At 74.8% G+C, this 15,474-nt stretch carries 8 protein-coding genes; 5 read left to right on the forward strand and 3 right to left on the reverse strand.

What is annotated here, in order from left to right:
* The first annotated feature begins 3 nt into the window (after positions 1–3).
* From ACWD4P_RS13625 to ACWD4P_RS13640, 4 genes are all read left to right on the forward strand, one after another.
* Positions 4–4,596: an amino acid adenylation domain-containing protein gene (locus ACWD4P_RS13625; protein WP_449779711.1), complete on the forward strand. Its 4,593-nt coding sequence runs from the start codon at positions 4–6 to the stop codon at positions 4,594–4,596.
* 71 nt (positions 4,597–4,667) lie between these two features.
* Positions 4,668–5,513, forward strand: a complete 846-nt coding sequence (ddaH, locus tag ACWD4P_RS13630) for a dimethylargininase (RefSeq protein ID WP_449779712.1) — start codon at positions 4,668–4,670, stop codon at positions 5,511–5,513.
* Positions 5,514–5,582: 69 nt separating this feature from the next.
* Positions 5,583–6,596, forward strand: a complete 1,014-nt coding sequence (locus ACWD4P_RS13635) for a TauD/TfdA family dioxygenase (protein ID WP_359823246.1) — start codon at positions 5,583–5,585, stop codon at positions 6,594–6,596.
* A gap of 233 nt (positions 6,597–6,829) precedes the next feature.
* A complete protein-coding gene (locus ACWD4P_RS13640; protein ID WP_359823248.1) occupies positions 6,830–7,204 on the forward strand; it encodes a hypothetical protein in 375 nt (124 codons plus the stop codon).
* A 195-nt stretch (positions 7,205–7,399) separates the two neighbouring features.
* Here ACWD4P_RS13640 and ACWD4P_RS13645 read toward each other — a convergent pair whose 3' ends face one another.
* Together ACWD4P_RS13645 and ACWD4P_RS13650 are read right to left on the reverse strand one after the other, a co-directional pair.
* Positions 7,400–8,212, reverse strand: coding sequence for a shikimate dehydrogenase family protein (locus ACWD4P_RS13645; protein WP_449779713.1), 813 nt, complete (start codon positions 8,210–8,212; stop codon positions 7,400–7,402).
* Between the two features lie 29 nt (positions 8,213–8,241).
* Positions 8,242–11,004: a helix-turn-helix transcriptional regulator gene (locus ACWD4P_RS13650; protein WP_359823254.1), complete on the reverse strand. Its 2,763-nt coding sequence runs from the start codon at positions 11,002–11,004 to the stop codon at positions 8,242–8,244.
* Between the two features lie 417 nt (positions 11,005–11,421).
* On the opposite strand from ACWD4P_RS13650, the gene ACWD4P_RS13655 reads away from it, so the two are divergent.
* Positions 11,422–14,412, forward strand: a complete 2,991-nt coding sequence (locus ACWD4P_RS13655) for a BTAD domain-containing putative transcriptional regulator (RefSeq protein WP_449779723.1) — start codon at positions 11,422–11,424, stop codon at positions 14,410–14,412.
* Between the two features lie 58 nt (positions 14,413–14,470).
* On the opposite strand, the gene ACWD4P_RS13660 is transcribed toward ACWD4P_RS13655, so the two are convergent.
* A complete protein-coding gene (locus tag ACWD4P_RS13660; protein WP_359823256.1) occupies positions 14,471–15,340 on the reverse strand; it encodes an ROK family protein in 870 nt (289 codons plus the stop codon).
* Between the last annotated feature and the right edge of the window lie 134 nt (positions 15,341–15,474).

Here is a 15,474-nt window from a genome sequence, read left to right on the forward strand (position 1 = left end):
GCCGTGACCACATCACGCGAAGACCGGATCGCCGCACTGCCCGCGCACCTGCGCGAGCAGCTGCTGCGCCGGATGTCCGGGGCGTCCGCGCCGGACGAGGGGGCCGACGCCGGGCCGGCCGAGGAACCGGCCATCCCGGCGGCCCCCCGGGACGAGCCGCTGCCGATGTCCTTCTCCCAGCAACGCCTCTGGTTCCTCAGCGAGTTGGACCCGGAAGCGGTCGGCTACAACTCCTGCTTCGGGCTGCGGCTGACCGGCGAGCTCGACGCCGGGGCGCTGCGGGACGCCCTCGCCGGGGTGGTGCGGCGCCACGAGGCGCTGCGCACCACCTTCGACACGGTGGACGGCCTGCCGGTGCAGGTCCCGCACGAGGAGGTCGAGCTGCCCTTCGAGCGGATCGACCTGGGCGCCCTCGACGACGCCGGCCGGCAGGCGGAGCTGGACCGCGCCGTCGCCCGGGACCTCTCCCGGCCCTTCGACCTGCGCACCGGCCCCCTGCTGCGGGCCCTGCTGGTCCGCCTGGCCGAGCGGGAGCACGTCCTCGTGCTGACGCTGCACCACATCAACCACGACGGCTGGTCGATGAGCGTCGTCACCCGGGAGCTCGGCGAGCTGTACCGGGCCGGCCGCGAGGGCCGGCCGGCCGACCTGCCGCCCGTACCGCTGCAGTACGCCGACTTCGCGGTCTGGCAGCGCGCCCAGCTCTCCCCGGAGGCGCTGGCGCGCTCGCTCGACCACTGGAAGGAGGAACTGGCCGGCCTGGCGCCGCTGGAGCTGCCGGCCGACCGGCCCCGGCCAGCCGTGCGCACCTCGGCCGGGGACGTGGAGTCCGTCGAGGTGCCGGCCGAGGTGGCCGACGGGCTGCGCGCGCTGTCCCGGCGGTGCGGGGCCACGCTGTTCATGACGCTGACCGCCGCCACCCAGGTGCTGCTGGCACGCTGGAGCGGCCAGTCCGACCTCGCGGTCGGCACCCCGGTGGCCGGGCGCAAGCACCCGGGCCTGGAGGACGTCGTCGGCTTCTTCCTGAACACCCTGGTGCTGCGCGCCCGGCTCGAACCCGGGCGGTCCTTCACCGAGCTGCTGGCGGGCACCCGCGAGACCGTGCTGGAGGCCTTCCAGCACGAGGACGTGCCCTTCGAGCAGGTGGTGGACGCGGTCCAGCCGGAGCGGGACCCGGCCCGGATGCCGCTGGCGCAGGTCCTGGTCGTCCTGCAGAACGCCCCGGAGGCGCGGCTGGAGCTCAGCGGGCTGACCGTCGAGCAGTACCGGCTGCCCCAGGCCAGCACCGGCTTCGACCTGGTCCTCGGCTACGAGGAGCGGCCCGACGGCACGCTCGGCGTGGACGTCGAGTACAGCGGCGACCTGCACGACGCCGCCACGGTGCGGCGGCTGTGCGGGCACCTCGTGACGCTGCTCGGCTCGATCGCGGCCGAACCCGGCCGCCCCTGGGACGAGCTGCCGCTGCTGACCGGCGACGAGTACCGGCAGCTGACCGAGGACTGGGCCCGGACCCCGGCCCCGGCCGTCGAGGACGCCGGCGTGCACGAGCTGATCGCCCGGCGCGCGGCCGAACACCCCGGCGCGATCGCCGTGGAGTGCGGCGAGCGGCAGCTCACCTACGGCGAACTGGACTCGCAGGCGGGCGAGTTGGCCCGTCGCCTGACCGCGCTCGGGGTGGCCCCCGGCTCGGTCGTGGGCGTCTGCCTCGACCGCGGCCCGGAGCAGATCGTGGCCATCCTGGCCGCGCTGAAGACCGGCTCCGCCTACCTCCCGTTGAACGCGGACTTCCCGGCCGCCCGGCGGGCGCTGATGCTCACCGAGACCGAGGCGCCCGTCGTCCTGACCCAGCGCTCCCTGCTGGACGACTTCGCGGGCCTGGCCGCCCGCGCGGTCGCCGTGGACGCGCCGTGGCCCGGGGAGGCCGCCGCGGAGCCGGGCGCCACACCCCGGGTGACCGGGGAGGCGCTGGCGTACGTCATCTACACCTCCGGCTCCACCGGCACCCCCAAGGGCGTGCTGCTGGGGCACCGCGGACTGGTCAACCTGGTCACGACCACCGCCGAGCGGTTCCGGCTCGGGGTCGGCGGCCGGGTGCTCCAGCTCTGCTCGCCCAGCTTCGACGGCGCGGTGTGGGAGATCTTCGTCGCGCTCACCTCCGGCGCCACGCTGTGCCTGCCCGAGCGGGGAGCCGACACGATCGGCCCCGAGTCGGTCGGCCGGCTGGCGAAGGGCGAGCCGGTGGTGATGAGCCTGCCGCCCGCGGCGCTGGCGGCCCTGGACCCGGACGCCCTCGCCGCCGGCTCGACCGTCCTGGCGGTCGGCGACCGCTGCCCGGTCGAGCTGGCCCGCGCCTGGTCGGTCCGGCACCGCTTCGTCAACGGGTACGGGCCCACCGAGGCCACCGTCGGCACCGCCCTGTTCGAGGGCGGGATCCCCGCGGGCGCCGTCCGGCTGTCCGTCGGCAGGCCGATCCCGGGAGCCGAGGTCTTCGTCCTCGACGAGCGGCTGCTGCCGGTGCCCGTCGGCGTGACCGGCGAGCTGTACATCGGCGGACGCGGGGTGGCCAAGGGCTATCTCGGGCGCCCCGAGCTGACCGCGCAGCGCTTCGTCCGCCACCCCTTCAGCGACGACCCGCAGGCCCGGCTGTACCGCACCGGAGACCTCGGCGCCTGGCTGCCCGGCGGGGAGCTCGACTTCCGGGGGCGCACCGACGACCAGGTCAAGATCCGCGGATTCCGGATCGAGCTGGGCGAGATCGAGACCGCGCTGGCCCGGCTGTCCGGCGTGGACCAGGCGTGCGTCCTGGCCCTGGACCACGGCGGGCGCAAGCAGCTCGTCGGCTACGTCGTGCCGGCCGCCGGCGTCGAGCTCGAACCCGGCCGACTGGCCGACGAACTCGGTTCCGCGCTACCGGAGTTCATGGTCCCGTCGACCATCTCCACGCTCGCCGAGCTGCCGCTGACCGTCCACGGGAAGGTGGACCGCAAGGCCCTGGCCGAACTGCCGGTGGCCACCCGGACCGAGCACGTGGCGCCGCGCAACGGGCGGGAGGAGTCCCTGGCGGAGGTCTTCCGCACCGTCCTCGGCGTCGAGCAGGTCGGCGTGCACGACGGCTTCTTCGACCTCGGCGGCGACTCGATCCTCTCCACCCAGGTGGTCGCCCGCGCCCGGCAGGCCGGGCTGGAACTGACGGTCAAGGAGCTCTTCCGGCTCAGGACCGTCTCCCGGCTCGCCGAGGTGGCGCGCACCGCCGGCACCGCCGGGGACCACCGGGACGAACGGCCCGAGACCGGGCCGGTGCCGCTGACACCCGTGCAGCACTGGTTCTTCGAGACCCACCCCGTCAACCCGCACCACTTCAACCAGTCGGTCCTGCTGGAACTCGCGCCCGGCACCGACCCGGCCGCCCTGCGCGCCGCCCTGGCGGCCATCGTGGGCCGGCACGACGCCCTGCGGCTGCGCTTCGGCCGCGCCGAGGACGGCCGGTGGCACCAGGAGGTCGTCGAACACGCCGACGATCGCTGGCAGTTCACGCCCGTCGACCTCTCCGGCACGGCGGACGAGGAGCTGCCCGGGCGGATCGACGAGGCGGTGCTCGCCGCCCAGACCGGCCTGTCCGCCACCGACGGCCCGCTGCTGCGCGCGGTGCTCTTCACGCTCGGCGAGGGCCGGCCGCCGCGGCTCTTCCTGACCGCGCACCACCTCGCCGTGGACGGCGTCTCCTGGCGCGTCCTGCTGGACGACCTGCGGATCGCGTACGGGCAGCTGGCGGCCGGCAAGGAGGCCGACCTCGGCCCGCGCAGCACCTCCTACGGGCAGTGGGCGCGGCGTCTGGAGGAGTACACGGCGGCCGGCGGCTTCGACGACCAGGCCGGGTACTGGCAGGCCGCCACCGCGGGCACCGGGCCGGCCCCCGACCCGGGCCGGGTCGAGGGCTCCCGGGCCGTCCACGAGCGGCTGAGCGCCGAGGAGACCGACGCGCTGCTGCGCAAGGTCCCCGGGGCGCACCGGGCCCGCATCAACGAGGTGCTGCTCGCCGCGCTCGGACGGGCGCTGACCGGCTGGACCGGCCGGGACCGCTCGCTCGTCGAGGTGGAGGGCCACGGCCGGGAGGACCTCCTGGAGGGCGTCGAACTCTCCCGGACGGTCGGCTGGTTCACCGCCGCCCACCCGCTGGCGCTGGCCGTGCCGGCCGACGCCCCGATGTCCGCGGCCGTGCGCACCGTCAAGCGGCAGCTGCGCGCGGTGCCGCAGCACGGCGTCGGCTACGCCGCGCTGCGCCACCTCGCCGCCGACCGGCCGGACCGCCCGGCCCTGGAGCCGGTGCAGGCCCTCGTCGGCTTCAACTACCTGGGGCAGTGGGGCTCCGGATCCACCGGCGACGAGCTGGTGCTGCGGCCCCTCCCGCACGGCGGAGCGGACCACGACCCCGCGGAGCGCCGGGTGCACCCGCTGGACGTGGTCGGTTCGGTGGAGGACGGGCGGATGGAGTTCAGCTGCAGCTACCCCGCGGACCAGTACACCGAGGAGCGCGTCGCCGAACTGCTGCGGGCGATGGTGGACGGGCTGCGCGAGCTGGTCCGCGCCACGCCCTGAACGCCCGCTCCGAGCCCCGGGCGCCGTCCCCGCGTTCCCTACCTTCCTTCGTAACCCTCCCGAGGAGAGACATGACGCACCGAGAGCAGTCCGCCCGCCCCGCCCGCGAGGCCGTCCGGCGCCGCTACCTCATGTGCCGTCCCACGCACTTCGAGGTCACCTACCGGATCAACCCGTGGATGGACCCGGCCAAGCCGGTGGACACCGACCTGGCCGTCGCGCAGTGGGAGAAGCTGCGCGCGCTCTACCTGGAGCTGGGCCACGACGTGGAGCTGATCGAGCCGCTGCCCGGGTACCCCGACATGGTCTACGCGGCCAACGGCGCCACCGTGGTCGACGGCAAGGTCCTGGGGGCCCGCTTCCGCAACGTCGAGCGGTCCGCCGAGGGGCCGGCCTACCTCGACTGGTTCCGGGCCAACGGCTTCACCGCACTGCACGACCCCGAGCACGTCAACGAGGGCGAGGGCGACTTCCTGGTGGCCGGGAGCGTGATCCTGGCCGGCACCGGCTTCCGCAGCACGCCCCAGTCGCACGCCGAGGCCCAGGAGTTCTTCGGCTGCCCCGTCGTCAGCCTGGAGCTGGTCGACGAGCGCTACTACCACCTGGACACCGCGCTGGCCGTGCTCTCCCACGACGAGGTGATGTACAACCCGCAGGCGTTCTCGCCGGGCAGCCGCGCCGTCCTGGAGCGGCTGTACCCCGACGCGGTGCAGGCCTCCCCGGAGGACGCGGCGGTGTTCGGGCTCAACGCGGTCAGCGACGGGCGGCACGTGGTGCTGCCGGAGGCGGCCACCGGGCTGGCCCTCCAGCTGCGCGAGCGCGGCTTCGAGCCGATCGGCATGGACCTGAGCGAGCTCCTCAAGGGCGGCGGCAGCGTCAAGTGCTGCACCTTGGAGATGCGCGAACCCGCTGCCTGACGCCCCGGCGGTGGGGGCGGGGCGCCCCCCCCCCACCGCCCCATCCCCCGAATGACTGGAGAAGTCCTCGTGACCCAGCTGAACGCCACCTCCGACCCGGCAGCGCCCTTCACCGGCGGCCGGGTGGAGGCCGCCCCCGTGGACCCGGAGCCCTTCCTGCTGCGCATCGAGGCCACCGAGCCCGGGGTGCGCCTGGACCGGTGGATCACCGCCAACCGTCCCCGCCTCATCGACGAACTCCGGCGCCACGGCGCCCTGTTGTTCCGTGGCTTCACGGTCGACAGCCCCGAGGAGTTCGGCAGCGCCGCCCGCGCGTACTCGCCCGACCTGCTCGACTACCTGGAGCGGGCGGCGCCGCGCACCGAGATCTCCGACAAGGTCTTCACCTCCACCGAGCTGGCCGCCGACCGGTGGATCGACTTCCACCACGAGATGTCCTACTCCCACAACTGGCCGAGCACGCTGTACTTCTACGGCGACCGGCCGTCCGCCGAGGGCGGCGCCACCCCGGTGGCCAGCGAGCGCGCGGTGTTCCCGAAGATCCCGGAGGAGATCCGCGAGCGCTTCCGGCGCCACGGCGTCGCCTACGTGCGCAACTACAGCCCGGGGCTGGACATCCCGTGGCAGGACGTCTTCCAGACCACCGACCGGGCGGAGGTGGAGGCGTACTGCCGCGCCTCGGACACCGAGTTCACCTGGGTCGGCGAGGACGGCCTGCGCACCCGCTCGGTCCGCCAGGCCGTGGCCCGGCACCCGCACACCGGCGAGACGGTGTGGTTCAACCACGCCCACATGTGGCACGTCTCCACCCTCCCCGAGGAGGTGGCGGAGTACCTCCTGGACGAGTACGGCCCCGAGGGCATGCCCCGCAACGCGTTCTACGGGGACGGCACCCCCATCGAGGACGAGGCGGTGGCGCTGATCGGCAAGCTCTACCAGGAGGCCGCGGTGTCGCTGCCCTGGCAGCGCGGGGACGTCCTGGTGGTCGACAACTTCCTGGCCACCCACGCCCGGGAGCCGTTCAGCGGTGACCGCCGGATCCTGGTGGCCATGTCCGACCTCCACGTCAGCCAGGGGATCTGAGGAGCAGCCGGCGGGTGCCCGGCAGGTGCAGCGAACTGCACTCATTTCTGGGCACCCGCACCCATGCGCGGCAGGGCCTCCGCGGGGGACGATGAAGTCCGTCCGAAGAAGCACGGTGGAAGCCGGTAGGGCCGGCTCCACCGGAAGACGAGCTGCCGGTAGAGGAGCCTGTGGTGGATAAGCTGGCAGCACGACGGAGCACGGCCCGAACGCTTCGACGTCCGGGCCGACGGATGGCGCTCAGCCTGGTCGCAGTCTGCTCGCTCGCCCTCGGGTCGACCGCGTGCAAGGCCGTCTCCGACACCAAGGCGACGGCGGACCGGGTCGAGGTGTGCTCCCGCGTGCTGGGTCTGACACTCTTCAACCCCTTCCCCGACGACACCGACAAGGCCCGCAAGGACGTGCGGGAACGTGCGGACAAGCTCGACGAGCTGGTCAAGAAGGCGCCGGACGACGACCTGCGCAAGGCCATCGAGTCCACGGCGAAGTCGCTGCGCGAAGCCGAGCCGAAGGACCACGACGTCCGTACCGTGATCGGCTACCTGGCCGAACAGAACGACCGGCTCAAGGAGTTGCAGAAGACCTGCACGGACTCGAAGAAGTACTGAGGTCCGTGAGCGGGTCGACCGCGAGCAGGTCGACCATGAACTCGGGTCGCGGATCGAGCGGAGACGCTCACCGCGCGCCCGTCGAACCGCCGGGGCCGGTGTCACCCCCGTACACCGGTCCCGGCACCCGGCTGGGCCGGGCGCCCCAGGACGAACCCCCGGGTCCTGGGGCGCCCTGCCCGCGGTCGACGACCGTCACAGCCGGAAGAAGGAACGGTAGAGGGCCAGTTGGTGGTCCAGGGTGTGGTGGCCGTGGTGGACGCGGTGGCCGAGTGCGGCGGCCGCCGCCAGCAGCGGGGTCTCCGCCGGCTTCATGATGATCTCGGCCACCACCGAGCCGGGCCGCAGGGCCGCGGGGTCGAAGGGCAGCGGATCGCCCGGGGCCATGCCGAGGGGGGTCGCGTTGACCGCGATCTCCGCCGTCGCCAGGTCGGCGACGGGGGAGCCGCTGATCCGGCCGGGCCAGTGGGCGGCGAGCCGCCCGCACAGCCCGTCGAGCCGCCTTTCGTCGAGGTCGTGGACGGACAGGTGGGCGACCCCGGCGTCCAGCAGGGCGACGGCGAGGGCGCTGCCCGCGCCGCCCGCCCCCACCAGGGCCACCCGCCGGCCGACGGGTGAGTGGCCCGCCGCGGTGAGGCCGGCGACGAAGCCGGCGCCGTCGAAGTTGTCGGCCAGCCAGCGGCCGTCCGGCTCGCGCCGGAGGGCGTTGGTGCTGCCGCTGAGCCGGGCGGCCGGGGTGGCCGATCCGGCGAACCCGAGGGCGGCGAACTTGTGCGGGACGGTGACGAGCAGGCCGTCGAGGTTCCGGATGCCGTCGAGCCCGCTGAGCACCCGGGGCAGGTCGGCCGGGGCGGCGTGCACGGGCACCAGGACGGCGTCGACGCCGAGCCGGACGAAGAGCGGGTTGAGCAGCGCCGGCGCCCGCACCTGCTCGACCGGGTCGCCCAGGACGGCGAACAGCCGGGTGGTGCCGCGCACCTCGGGCGTGCCGGGGGGAGCGGTGGTCATGGTGGCCCCTTTCGGTGGGCGCGGTCGGATCAGGCGGCCCTGGAGGCGGTGCGGGCGAGCCCCGGCTCACCGGCCTTCAGGTCGGCGGGCAGGTCCCGGCGGCCCTTGACCCCGAGCTTCCGGTAGACCCGGGTGAGGTGCTGTTCCACGGTGCTGGCGGTGACGTACAGCTTGTTCGCGATCTCCCGGTTGGTGTACCCGCGGATGGCCAGCGAGGCGACCCGGAGCTCGGAGTCGGTCAGGCGCCGGCCGTCGTCGGTCGGCTCGTCGGCCGCCCCGCCCGGCTCGCCGGGGACGGTGAGCAGGTGCCGGCAGAGCGGCAGGGCCTCGCACATCGTCGCCAGGTGCCGGGCCCGGCGGTGGAGCGTGCGCGCCCGCTGGCGGTCGTGCGACGCGTAGTGGGCGTGGCCGAGGTCGGTGAGGGTCCGCGCCTGCTCGTAGATGTCGCCGCTGTCCTCGAACAGCTCCAGCGCCTCGGAGAGCAGCTGGACCTTGCGTCCGGCCGGCCCCGCGGTCGCGAGCAGGTGCAGGGCGAGGGCCCTGGTGCGGGGGGTGCCGGGGCGGGCGAGCTGCTCGTACAGCAGGTTCTTGGCCCGGTCCGGGTTGCCCAGCCGCAGCCAGGCCTCGGCGGCGCTGGTGCGCCACGGCACCAGACCGGGGACGTCCACGCCCCACTCGCGCATCAGTTCGCCGCAGGCCAGGAAGTCGGCCACGGCCGCGTGGTGGTGGTTGGTCGCCAGGTAGTAGTGGCCGCGGGCGTGCAGGTAGTGCAGGCCCCAGCGGGTCCTGAGCATGGCTTCCGGCACGAACTGGGTCAGGCACTCGGCGGCCTCGTCGAAGCGGCCCATCCGCGTGGTGGCGAGGAGCAGGCTGCCCAGCGGGTGACCGACGGCCACGCCCCAGGACTTGGGCGGCATCGCGCGCAGCGCCGCCCGCGCCTGGGCCGCCGCCGCCATCAGGTCGCCGAGCTGGAGGGAGGCCTCGGCCTTGCGCGCGACCAGGACGGCGCGCCAGCGGGGCGAGTCCCCGAAGACCGGGTCGGCCAGCAGCCGGTCGCACCAGTCCCGGGCGTCGCCCGCGCGGTTCGCGGAGATCAGCACCGTGATGGCGAGCGCGGCCGCCTCCTCCGCCCACGGGGTGGGGTGGCCCAGGGTCAGGTCGCCGAGCGCCTCCTCGGCGGCGGCGGCCGCCTCCGCGCCGCGCGCCCTGGTCAGCGCCTGGGCGAGCGAGGCGGCGGGTGCGAGCCACGGATCGACCTCGGAGAGTCCGCCCGCGCCGTGCGGTCGCCCGGTGCCGGACCTCCGCGGCCTGGCGAGGTGGGGGTGGGACCAGGCCAGCCACTGGTCGAGCTCCCAGGCGCCCGGTGCGGCGGCGCCCGGCCCCTCCGCCGGTCCGGTCAGCCGCTCCAGTGCCTGCGTGGCCGCGGCGGCCTGCCCGTGCCACAGCAGCTGCCGGACCAGCGCGACGTGGTCCCGGTGGCTCAGCTGTTCGGCCTGCGCCGCCCCGGCCAGCGGGGTGAGGTGGCGGACGGCGGACGGCGGGTTGGCGCGCCACTCCACCTGGAGCAGCCGGGCGCGGACGGTCGCCCGCGTCCGCTCGTCGGCGCAGGCGCGCAGGGCCAGTTCCAGGAAGTCGGCGGCGGCCCGGTCGTCCCCGTCGGCGATCGCGTGGTCGGCCGCCTCCTGGAGCGCGTCCAGGGCCCACGGCTCCCGGTGGTGGTCGGCCTCGACCAGGTGGCGGGCCACCGAGGCGGCCGGGGCGTCCCGGTGGTGCAGCAGGCGCGAGGCGCCGCGGTGCAGTTCGCAGCGGCGCCGGGGGGAGAGGTCCTGGAGTACGGCGGCCCGGGCCAGCGGGTGCCGGAAGCCGCCGTCGGCCAGGAGCCCGGTGGTGGTCATCGCCTCCAGGGCCGAGGCCACGCTGCCGGCCGGCAGGTCGGCCAGGGCGGCCACCGTCTCGGGCGTGGCGTCGGATCCCAGGACCGCGAGGGCCGCGGCGGTCTCCCCGACGACGCCGGGGCCCCGGCGCAGTTGGCCGACCAGGGCCTGGCCGTACCCGTGGAGCCGGACCCGCCCGGCCGCCAGGTGGTCCTCGACGAGTGCCTGGAGCAGGGCCAGGTTGCCGCCGCTGGCCACCGCGAACTCCTCCGCCAGGTGGAGGCCGGACGGTCCGAGCCGGGCGGCGAGCAGTTCGGCGACGCCGTGGCGGGAGAGCGGGCTGAGCCCGATCCGGTGCAGGTGCGGCAGCCGCAGCAGCTCGGAGCGCAGCGGTGCCACGCCGTCGACGGTTTCCTCGATGGTGAGCAGGACGAGTGCCCGAGCGGTGGAGATCCGGCGCGCGAAGTAGAGGAGGAAGCGGATGGAGGCCTGGTCGGCGTGGTGGACGTCGTCCACGGTGATCACCAGGGGCTGACCGGCCGCCAGTTCGAGCAGGGCCCGGCCGAGCGCCTCGAAGGCCCGGGCGGTGGCGGCGTCGACCGCGCCCGCCCCGGCGCCACCGGGGCGGGGGTCGCGGCCGGCCGCCGTCAGCAGCTCCGTCTGCCGGGCGACCTCGGCCGGCAGCGGCACGCCGTGCAGGAGCTGGTCGAAGACGCCGTACGGCAGCGCGGATTCCGCGGGGGAACCGGCCGCGCGGAGGGCGAGGGCGCCGCCGGCGGTGGCGCGGTGGGTCGTCACGGAAAGCAATCGGCTCTTGCCGCTCGCGGCCGGTCCGTCGATCAGGGCGACACTCCCGCTGCCCTGTGCGCCGTCGCCGATCAGTCGTTCCAGTCGGCTCAGTTGAGCCTCTCGTTCCACCAGTTCCATCGGAGCCCCCTGCGGTGACGACTGGTTTTCTGGTCGCCCGACAGTGGGGCGATTCCTGCCGGTCGGGACGCTATCAAAGCTCCTGATTGGGGGGTCCGGACGGCTTCCATCGGCCGGTAATGGGTTATCCATTCGAGGGGTGGCATTCCCGGTGGATGGTGCGGGCCCTCGCCCGCGGGCCCAAAACCGGGCGGCGGGTAAAATTCTTGCAAAGGTCCCTTTTGCCCTGCTTGTCAGTGACACCGGTCACACCGGTTTGACGGGGTGTTGTGTTGCTTTGTTTACTCAGGGTGCACCCGGGGCCTTGTGTGGCGGGAGTGGTTGGTGGGGACGGCGACCGCCGGGGTGAATGGGCGGGCGGTGGCCCGATTTGCTGTGCACGCGGATGGGGGAGCTGTGCGGTTCAATGTGCTGGGGCCACTCGAAATCATTCACGAGGGTAGCGCCGTATCGCTCGGGGGATTCAACAGGAGAGCGATCCTCGGATATCTCCTGCTCAATTCCGGGCGAATAGTCTCCGTTCGGCAGGTGGTGGCCGCGGTCTGGGGCGACGGTGTGCCGCCCACCGCCCGCAAAATGACCCAGAATGCCATTTCCGACCTGCGCAGGATACTTCAGGCGGATACCGGACGGACCGCGGCGCTGTCCACCCGCACCCCCGGCTACCTGCTGGAGGTGGGCCCGGAGAACCTGGACCTGTCCAGGTTCGAGGCGCTCGCCCGGCACGGCCGGGCCGAACTGGCCGCGGGCGCGCCCGAGAAGGCCTCCGGCATCCTGCGGGAGGCACTGGCGCTGTGGCGCGGACCGGCGCTCGCCGACCTCGCCGAGGCGGGAGTCCGCTGGTCGGAACTGGCCGCCGTGGAGGCCACCCGCCTCGCGGTCTTCGAGGACCGGGTCCAGGCCGAACTCTCCCTCGGCCGGCACCACGACCTGGTCGCCGAACTGGAGGCGGCGGCCGCCGCCGAACCCACCCGCGAACGGCTCTGCGGCCAGCTCATGCTCGCGCTCTACCGCTGCGGCCGGCAGCCGGACGCGGTGCTCGCCTACCAGCGCACCCGGACCGCCCTGGTCGCCGAGTTCGGACTCGACCCGGGCCGGGAACTGCAGGAACTGGAACGGCGGATCCTCCAGCAGGACGACGCCCTCAACGCGCCCGGCAGCGTCGCCGGGGCCAGGCCGGTCGCCGCCGTGCGGCCGCCGCGCCCGGCGGACCCGGACCGGGACCGGGTGGACCCGGGCCGCCCGGACCAGGGCCGGACGGACCGGGCCCCGGCCGACGGCACCGACCGCGACCCACTGGCGCCCGCGCTCCGCAGGACCGTCGCCGGGCCGGCCGCCACCGAGGCGAGGACGTACGTCGAACGCCGGACGGTGAGCGCCGTCCTGATCTCCCTGGCCCTGCCCCACCACCTCGGGGCCGACCCGGACGACGTCGACCCCGAACGGCTCGACGACCTGATCAAGGAGGTCACCCAGGTCGTCCGGGAACAGGCCGAGCGGTTCGGCGGCGTCCTCTGGCAGGCGGTGAACACCACCTGGACCGTGCTCTTCGGCGTACCGCGCGCCCGGGAGGACGACCCGGAACGGGCGGTGCACGCGGCCTGGGCGATCCAGGCCGGGATCGCGACGGCGGCGTCGGAGCGGGGCCGCAGGGCGGTGCTCGCCGAGGAGGCGCCGCGGGTCCTCGTGGTGACCGACGACGTGGTGGTGACCTACCGGAACTGCGTGGACGAGCGGCCGAGCGAGGTGACCGGCCGGGCCCTGCTGGCCGCCGAGCACCGGTCCGCCCACTGCCGCCCCGGCGCGGTGCAGGTCTGCGACAACACCCGGCTGGAGACGGCCAGGGCGTTTCACTACGTACCGGCGTCCACCGGCGGCCCAGGCTGGGAGGTGTCCGGGGTGCGGGCGCGGTTCCCGGCGTCGCGGCCGCTCTTCCCCTTCGGCAGCCGGGAGCGGGAACTGCGGATCCTGCGGATTGTCCTGGACGGCGTCCTGCGGCTGCAACGCCCGCACCTGCTCACGCTGGTGGGGGATCCGGGGATCGGCAAGACCCGGCTGATCGACGAGTTCCTGAGCGGCCTCGACGACGCCGGTGCGCCGGTGCGCCGGCTGGTGGGAGTCGTCCCCTCCTACGGGGAGAGCACCCTCGCGACCCTGGCCCAGATCGTGCGGCAGTACACCGGGATCACCGAGCTGGACGGCCCCGCCGTCGCGGACCTGAAGCTCACCGAGGCCGTGCACCGCCTGGCCGGCCGCAACGACCAGAGCGACTGGATGCTGCGCTGGCTGCGGCTGTGCCTCACCCCGGGAAGCCGGGTGGACGCGCACGGCAGCCGCGAGATGGGCCTGGCCTGGCGGCACTTCCTGGAGGAGATCGCGACGACCGGGCCGGTGGTCCTGGTGCTGAGCGGCCTCCACCGGGCCGACGACGAACTGCTCGACCTCATCGGCGAACTGGCCGAACACGCCGGGCGGGTACCGCTGTTCGTCATCGCCAGCTCCCGCCCGGAGATCCTGCACAAGCGCACGGGCTGGCGCGGCGGCAAGCACGACACCGGCACGATCACCCTGGAACGGCTGCCCGACGACGCCGTCCAGCAGCTGATCGCCACCGTGCCCGAGGGGGCCGCCGCCCCGGCGTCGGCCCCGCCGCCCGGCGGCTTCGACTCCGGGCTGATCGCGCGGATCGGCGGCAACCCGCTCTTCGCCGAGGAGTTCCTGCGGGCCGGTCCGGCGGAGGGCGGCCGCCCGCAGCTGCCCCGCCGGCTGCGCGCCCTGGTCACCGCCCGGCTGGACATGCTCACCCCGCTGGAGAAGGCCGTGCTGCGGGACGCCGCGGTGATCGGCGACCACGTGTGGGTCGGGGCGGTGGCCTCGGGCGGCGGACTGGACCGCGTCGACGTCGCGAACTGCCTGAAGCGGCTGGCCTCGCGGGGGTACCTGCGGCCGGTCCGGCCGAGCAGTGTCGAGGGCGACGAGGAGTACGCCTTCGAGCAGCCGGTGTTCCGGGAGGTCGCCTACGGGCAGTTGACCCGGCGGGCCCGGATGGAGAAGCACTGGCGCGCCTCCGACTGGCTCGCCGCCCTCCCGGCCGACCGGCTGGAGCTGCTGCCGTACCAGCTGGAGCAGGCCGTCGAGCTCGGCCGCGAGGGCGAGTTGGACGCCCACACCGCGCACTGCCTCAGCCAGCGGGCGCGGCAGACCCTCGCCGAGTCCGCCCGCCGCGCCGTCGCGCAGGGCGCGCACGGGGCGGCGGCCGCCTGCTTCCGGGCCGCGATCGAGCTCTGCCCGCCGCAGCACCCCGAGCGGCAGCGGCTGCTCGCCTCGTACCGGGAGTGCCTGGGCCTGGTGCGCGCGAACGACCGCGACGCCACCCGGGAGCGCCGGATGTCGGCGTAGCCGGGCCCGGCGCCGCGGTGATGCGGCGATGCGGTGGTGCGGTGGTGCCGTGGCGCGTTCAGGCGCCCCGGGCCAGCAGCACCGCACCGTGCAGCGAGGAGAGGCCGTCGAGTGCGGCGGCGCGCACCGTGACGGCCGGACCGCCGGGGCGGCCGATCCGCCGGACCCGCTCGGCCACCAGGTCGGTGAACCCGGGCAGACCGTGGGCGAACCCGCCCCCGACGAGCACCAGCTCGGGCGAGGTCAGCTCGCTCACGCCGACCGCGGCCGCCGCCAGGGCGTCGCAGGACTCCTCGACCGCGGCCGTCGCCCAGCCGTCCCCGGCGGCGAAGGCGGTCGCCAGCTCCGCGAACTCCACCGGGGCGCCGCGCAGTTCGGCGGCGCGCCGGAGCGTCGCCGGGCCGGAGGCGACCGCCTGGACGCAGCCCCGGCGCCCGCAGGCGCACACGGCCCCGGAGCGGTCGACGACCAGGTGGCCGATCTCGCAGGAGCCGCGGCCGATCCCGGGCAGGAGCCGGCCGTCGAGCACGACGCCCCCGCCGATGCCGGTGCCGACCCCGAGGTAGACCACGTCACGGCAGCCGGCGAGCCGGGCCTCGGCGAGCGCGGCGAGGTCGCCGTCGTCGGCCCAGCGGGCCTCGGCGCCCGGGAAGAGCTCCCGCAGGGCGGCCCCCAGGTCGAGCCCGGTCCAGTACGGGCGGTTCGGCCAGGTGGTGACCCGGCCGGACCTGTCGACGGTGGCCGGCATGGCCACGCCCACCGCCTCGATCGGCCCGTGGCCGTGGTCGTGCCCGCCCAGTGCCCCGACCTCCCGGGCCAGTGCCGCCAGGTCCGCGGAAAGGCTCGCCGCGGCGGGCCAGGGGAACGCGGCCTGATAAGGGGGAAGGCCCTCGGTTTCCAGCCGGAAGGCGACCTTCGTGCCTCCCACGTCGATTCCCAGAAAACTCACAAAGACTCCCGTGCGATTCGCCGGAGAACACCGGCCGATGGTTCTGGGGGTTATTAGGGGGTGACGGCCGAACGGGCCGGCCTTAGGTTTCTCGGGAAATCTTGCGGGACGTG

This window comes from Kitasatospora sp. NPDC002543 (assembly GCF_053594915.1).

Excerpts from the sequence above, each read along its gene's own strand:
- ACWD4P_RS13645 (WP_449779713.1), bottom strand. The coding sequence starts at position 8,212 with ATGACCACCGCTCCCCCCGGCACGCCCGAGGTGCGCGGCACCACCCGG.
- ddaH (WP_449779712.1), top strand. The coding sequence starts at position 4,668 with ATGACGCACCGAGAGCAGTCCGCCCGCCCCGCCCGCGAGGCCGTCCGG.
- ACWD4P_RS13640 (WP_359823248.1), top strand. The coding sequence starts at position 6,830 with ATGGCGCTCAGCCTGGTCGCAGTCTGCTCGCTCGCCCTCGGGTCGACC.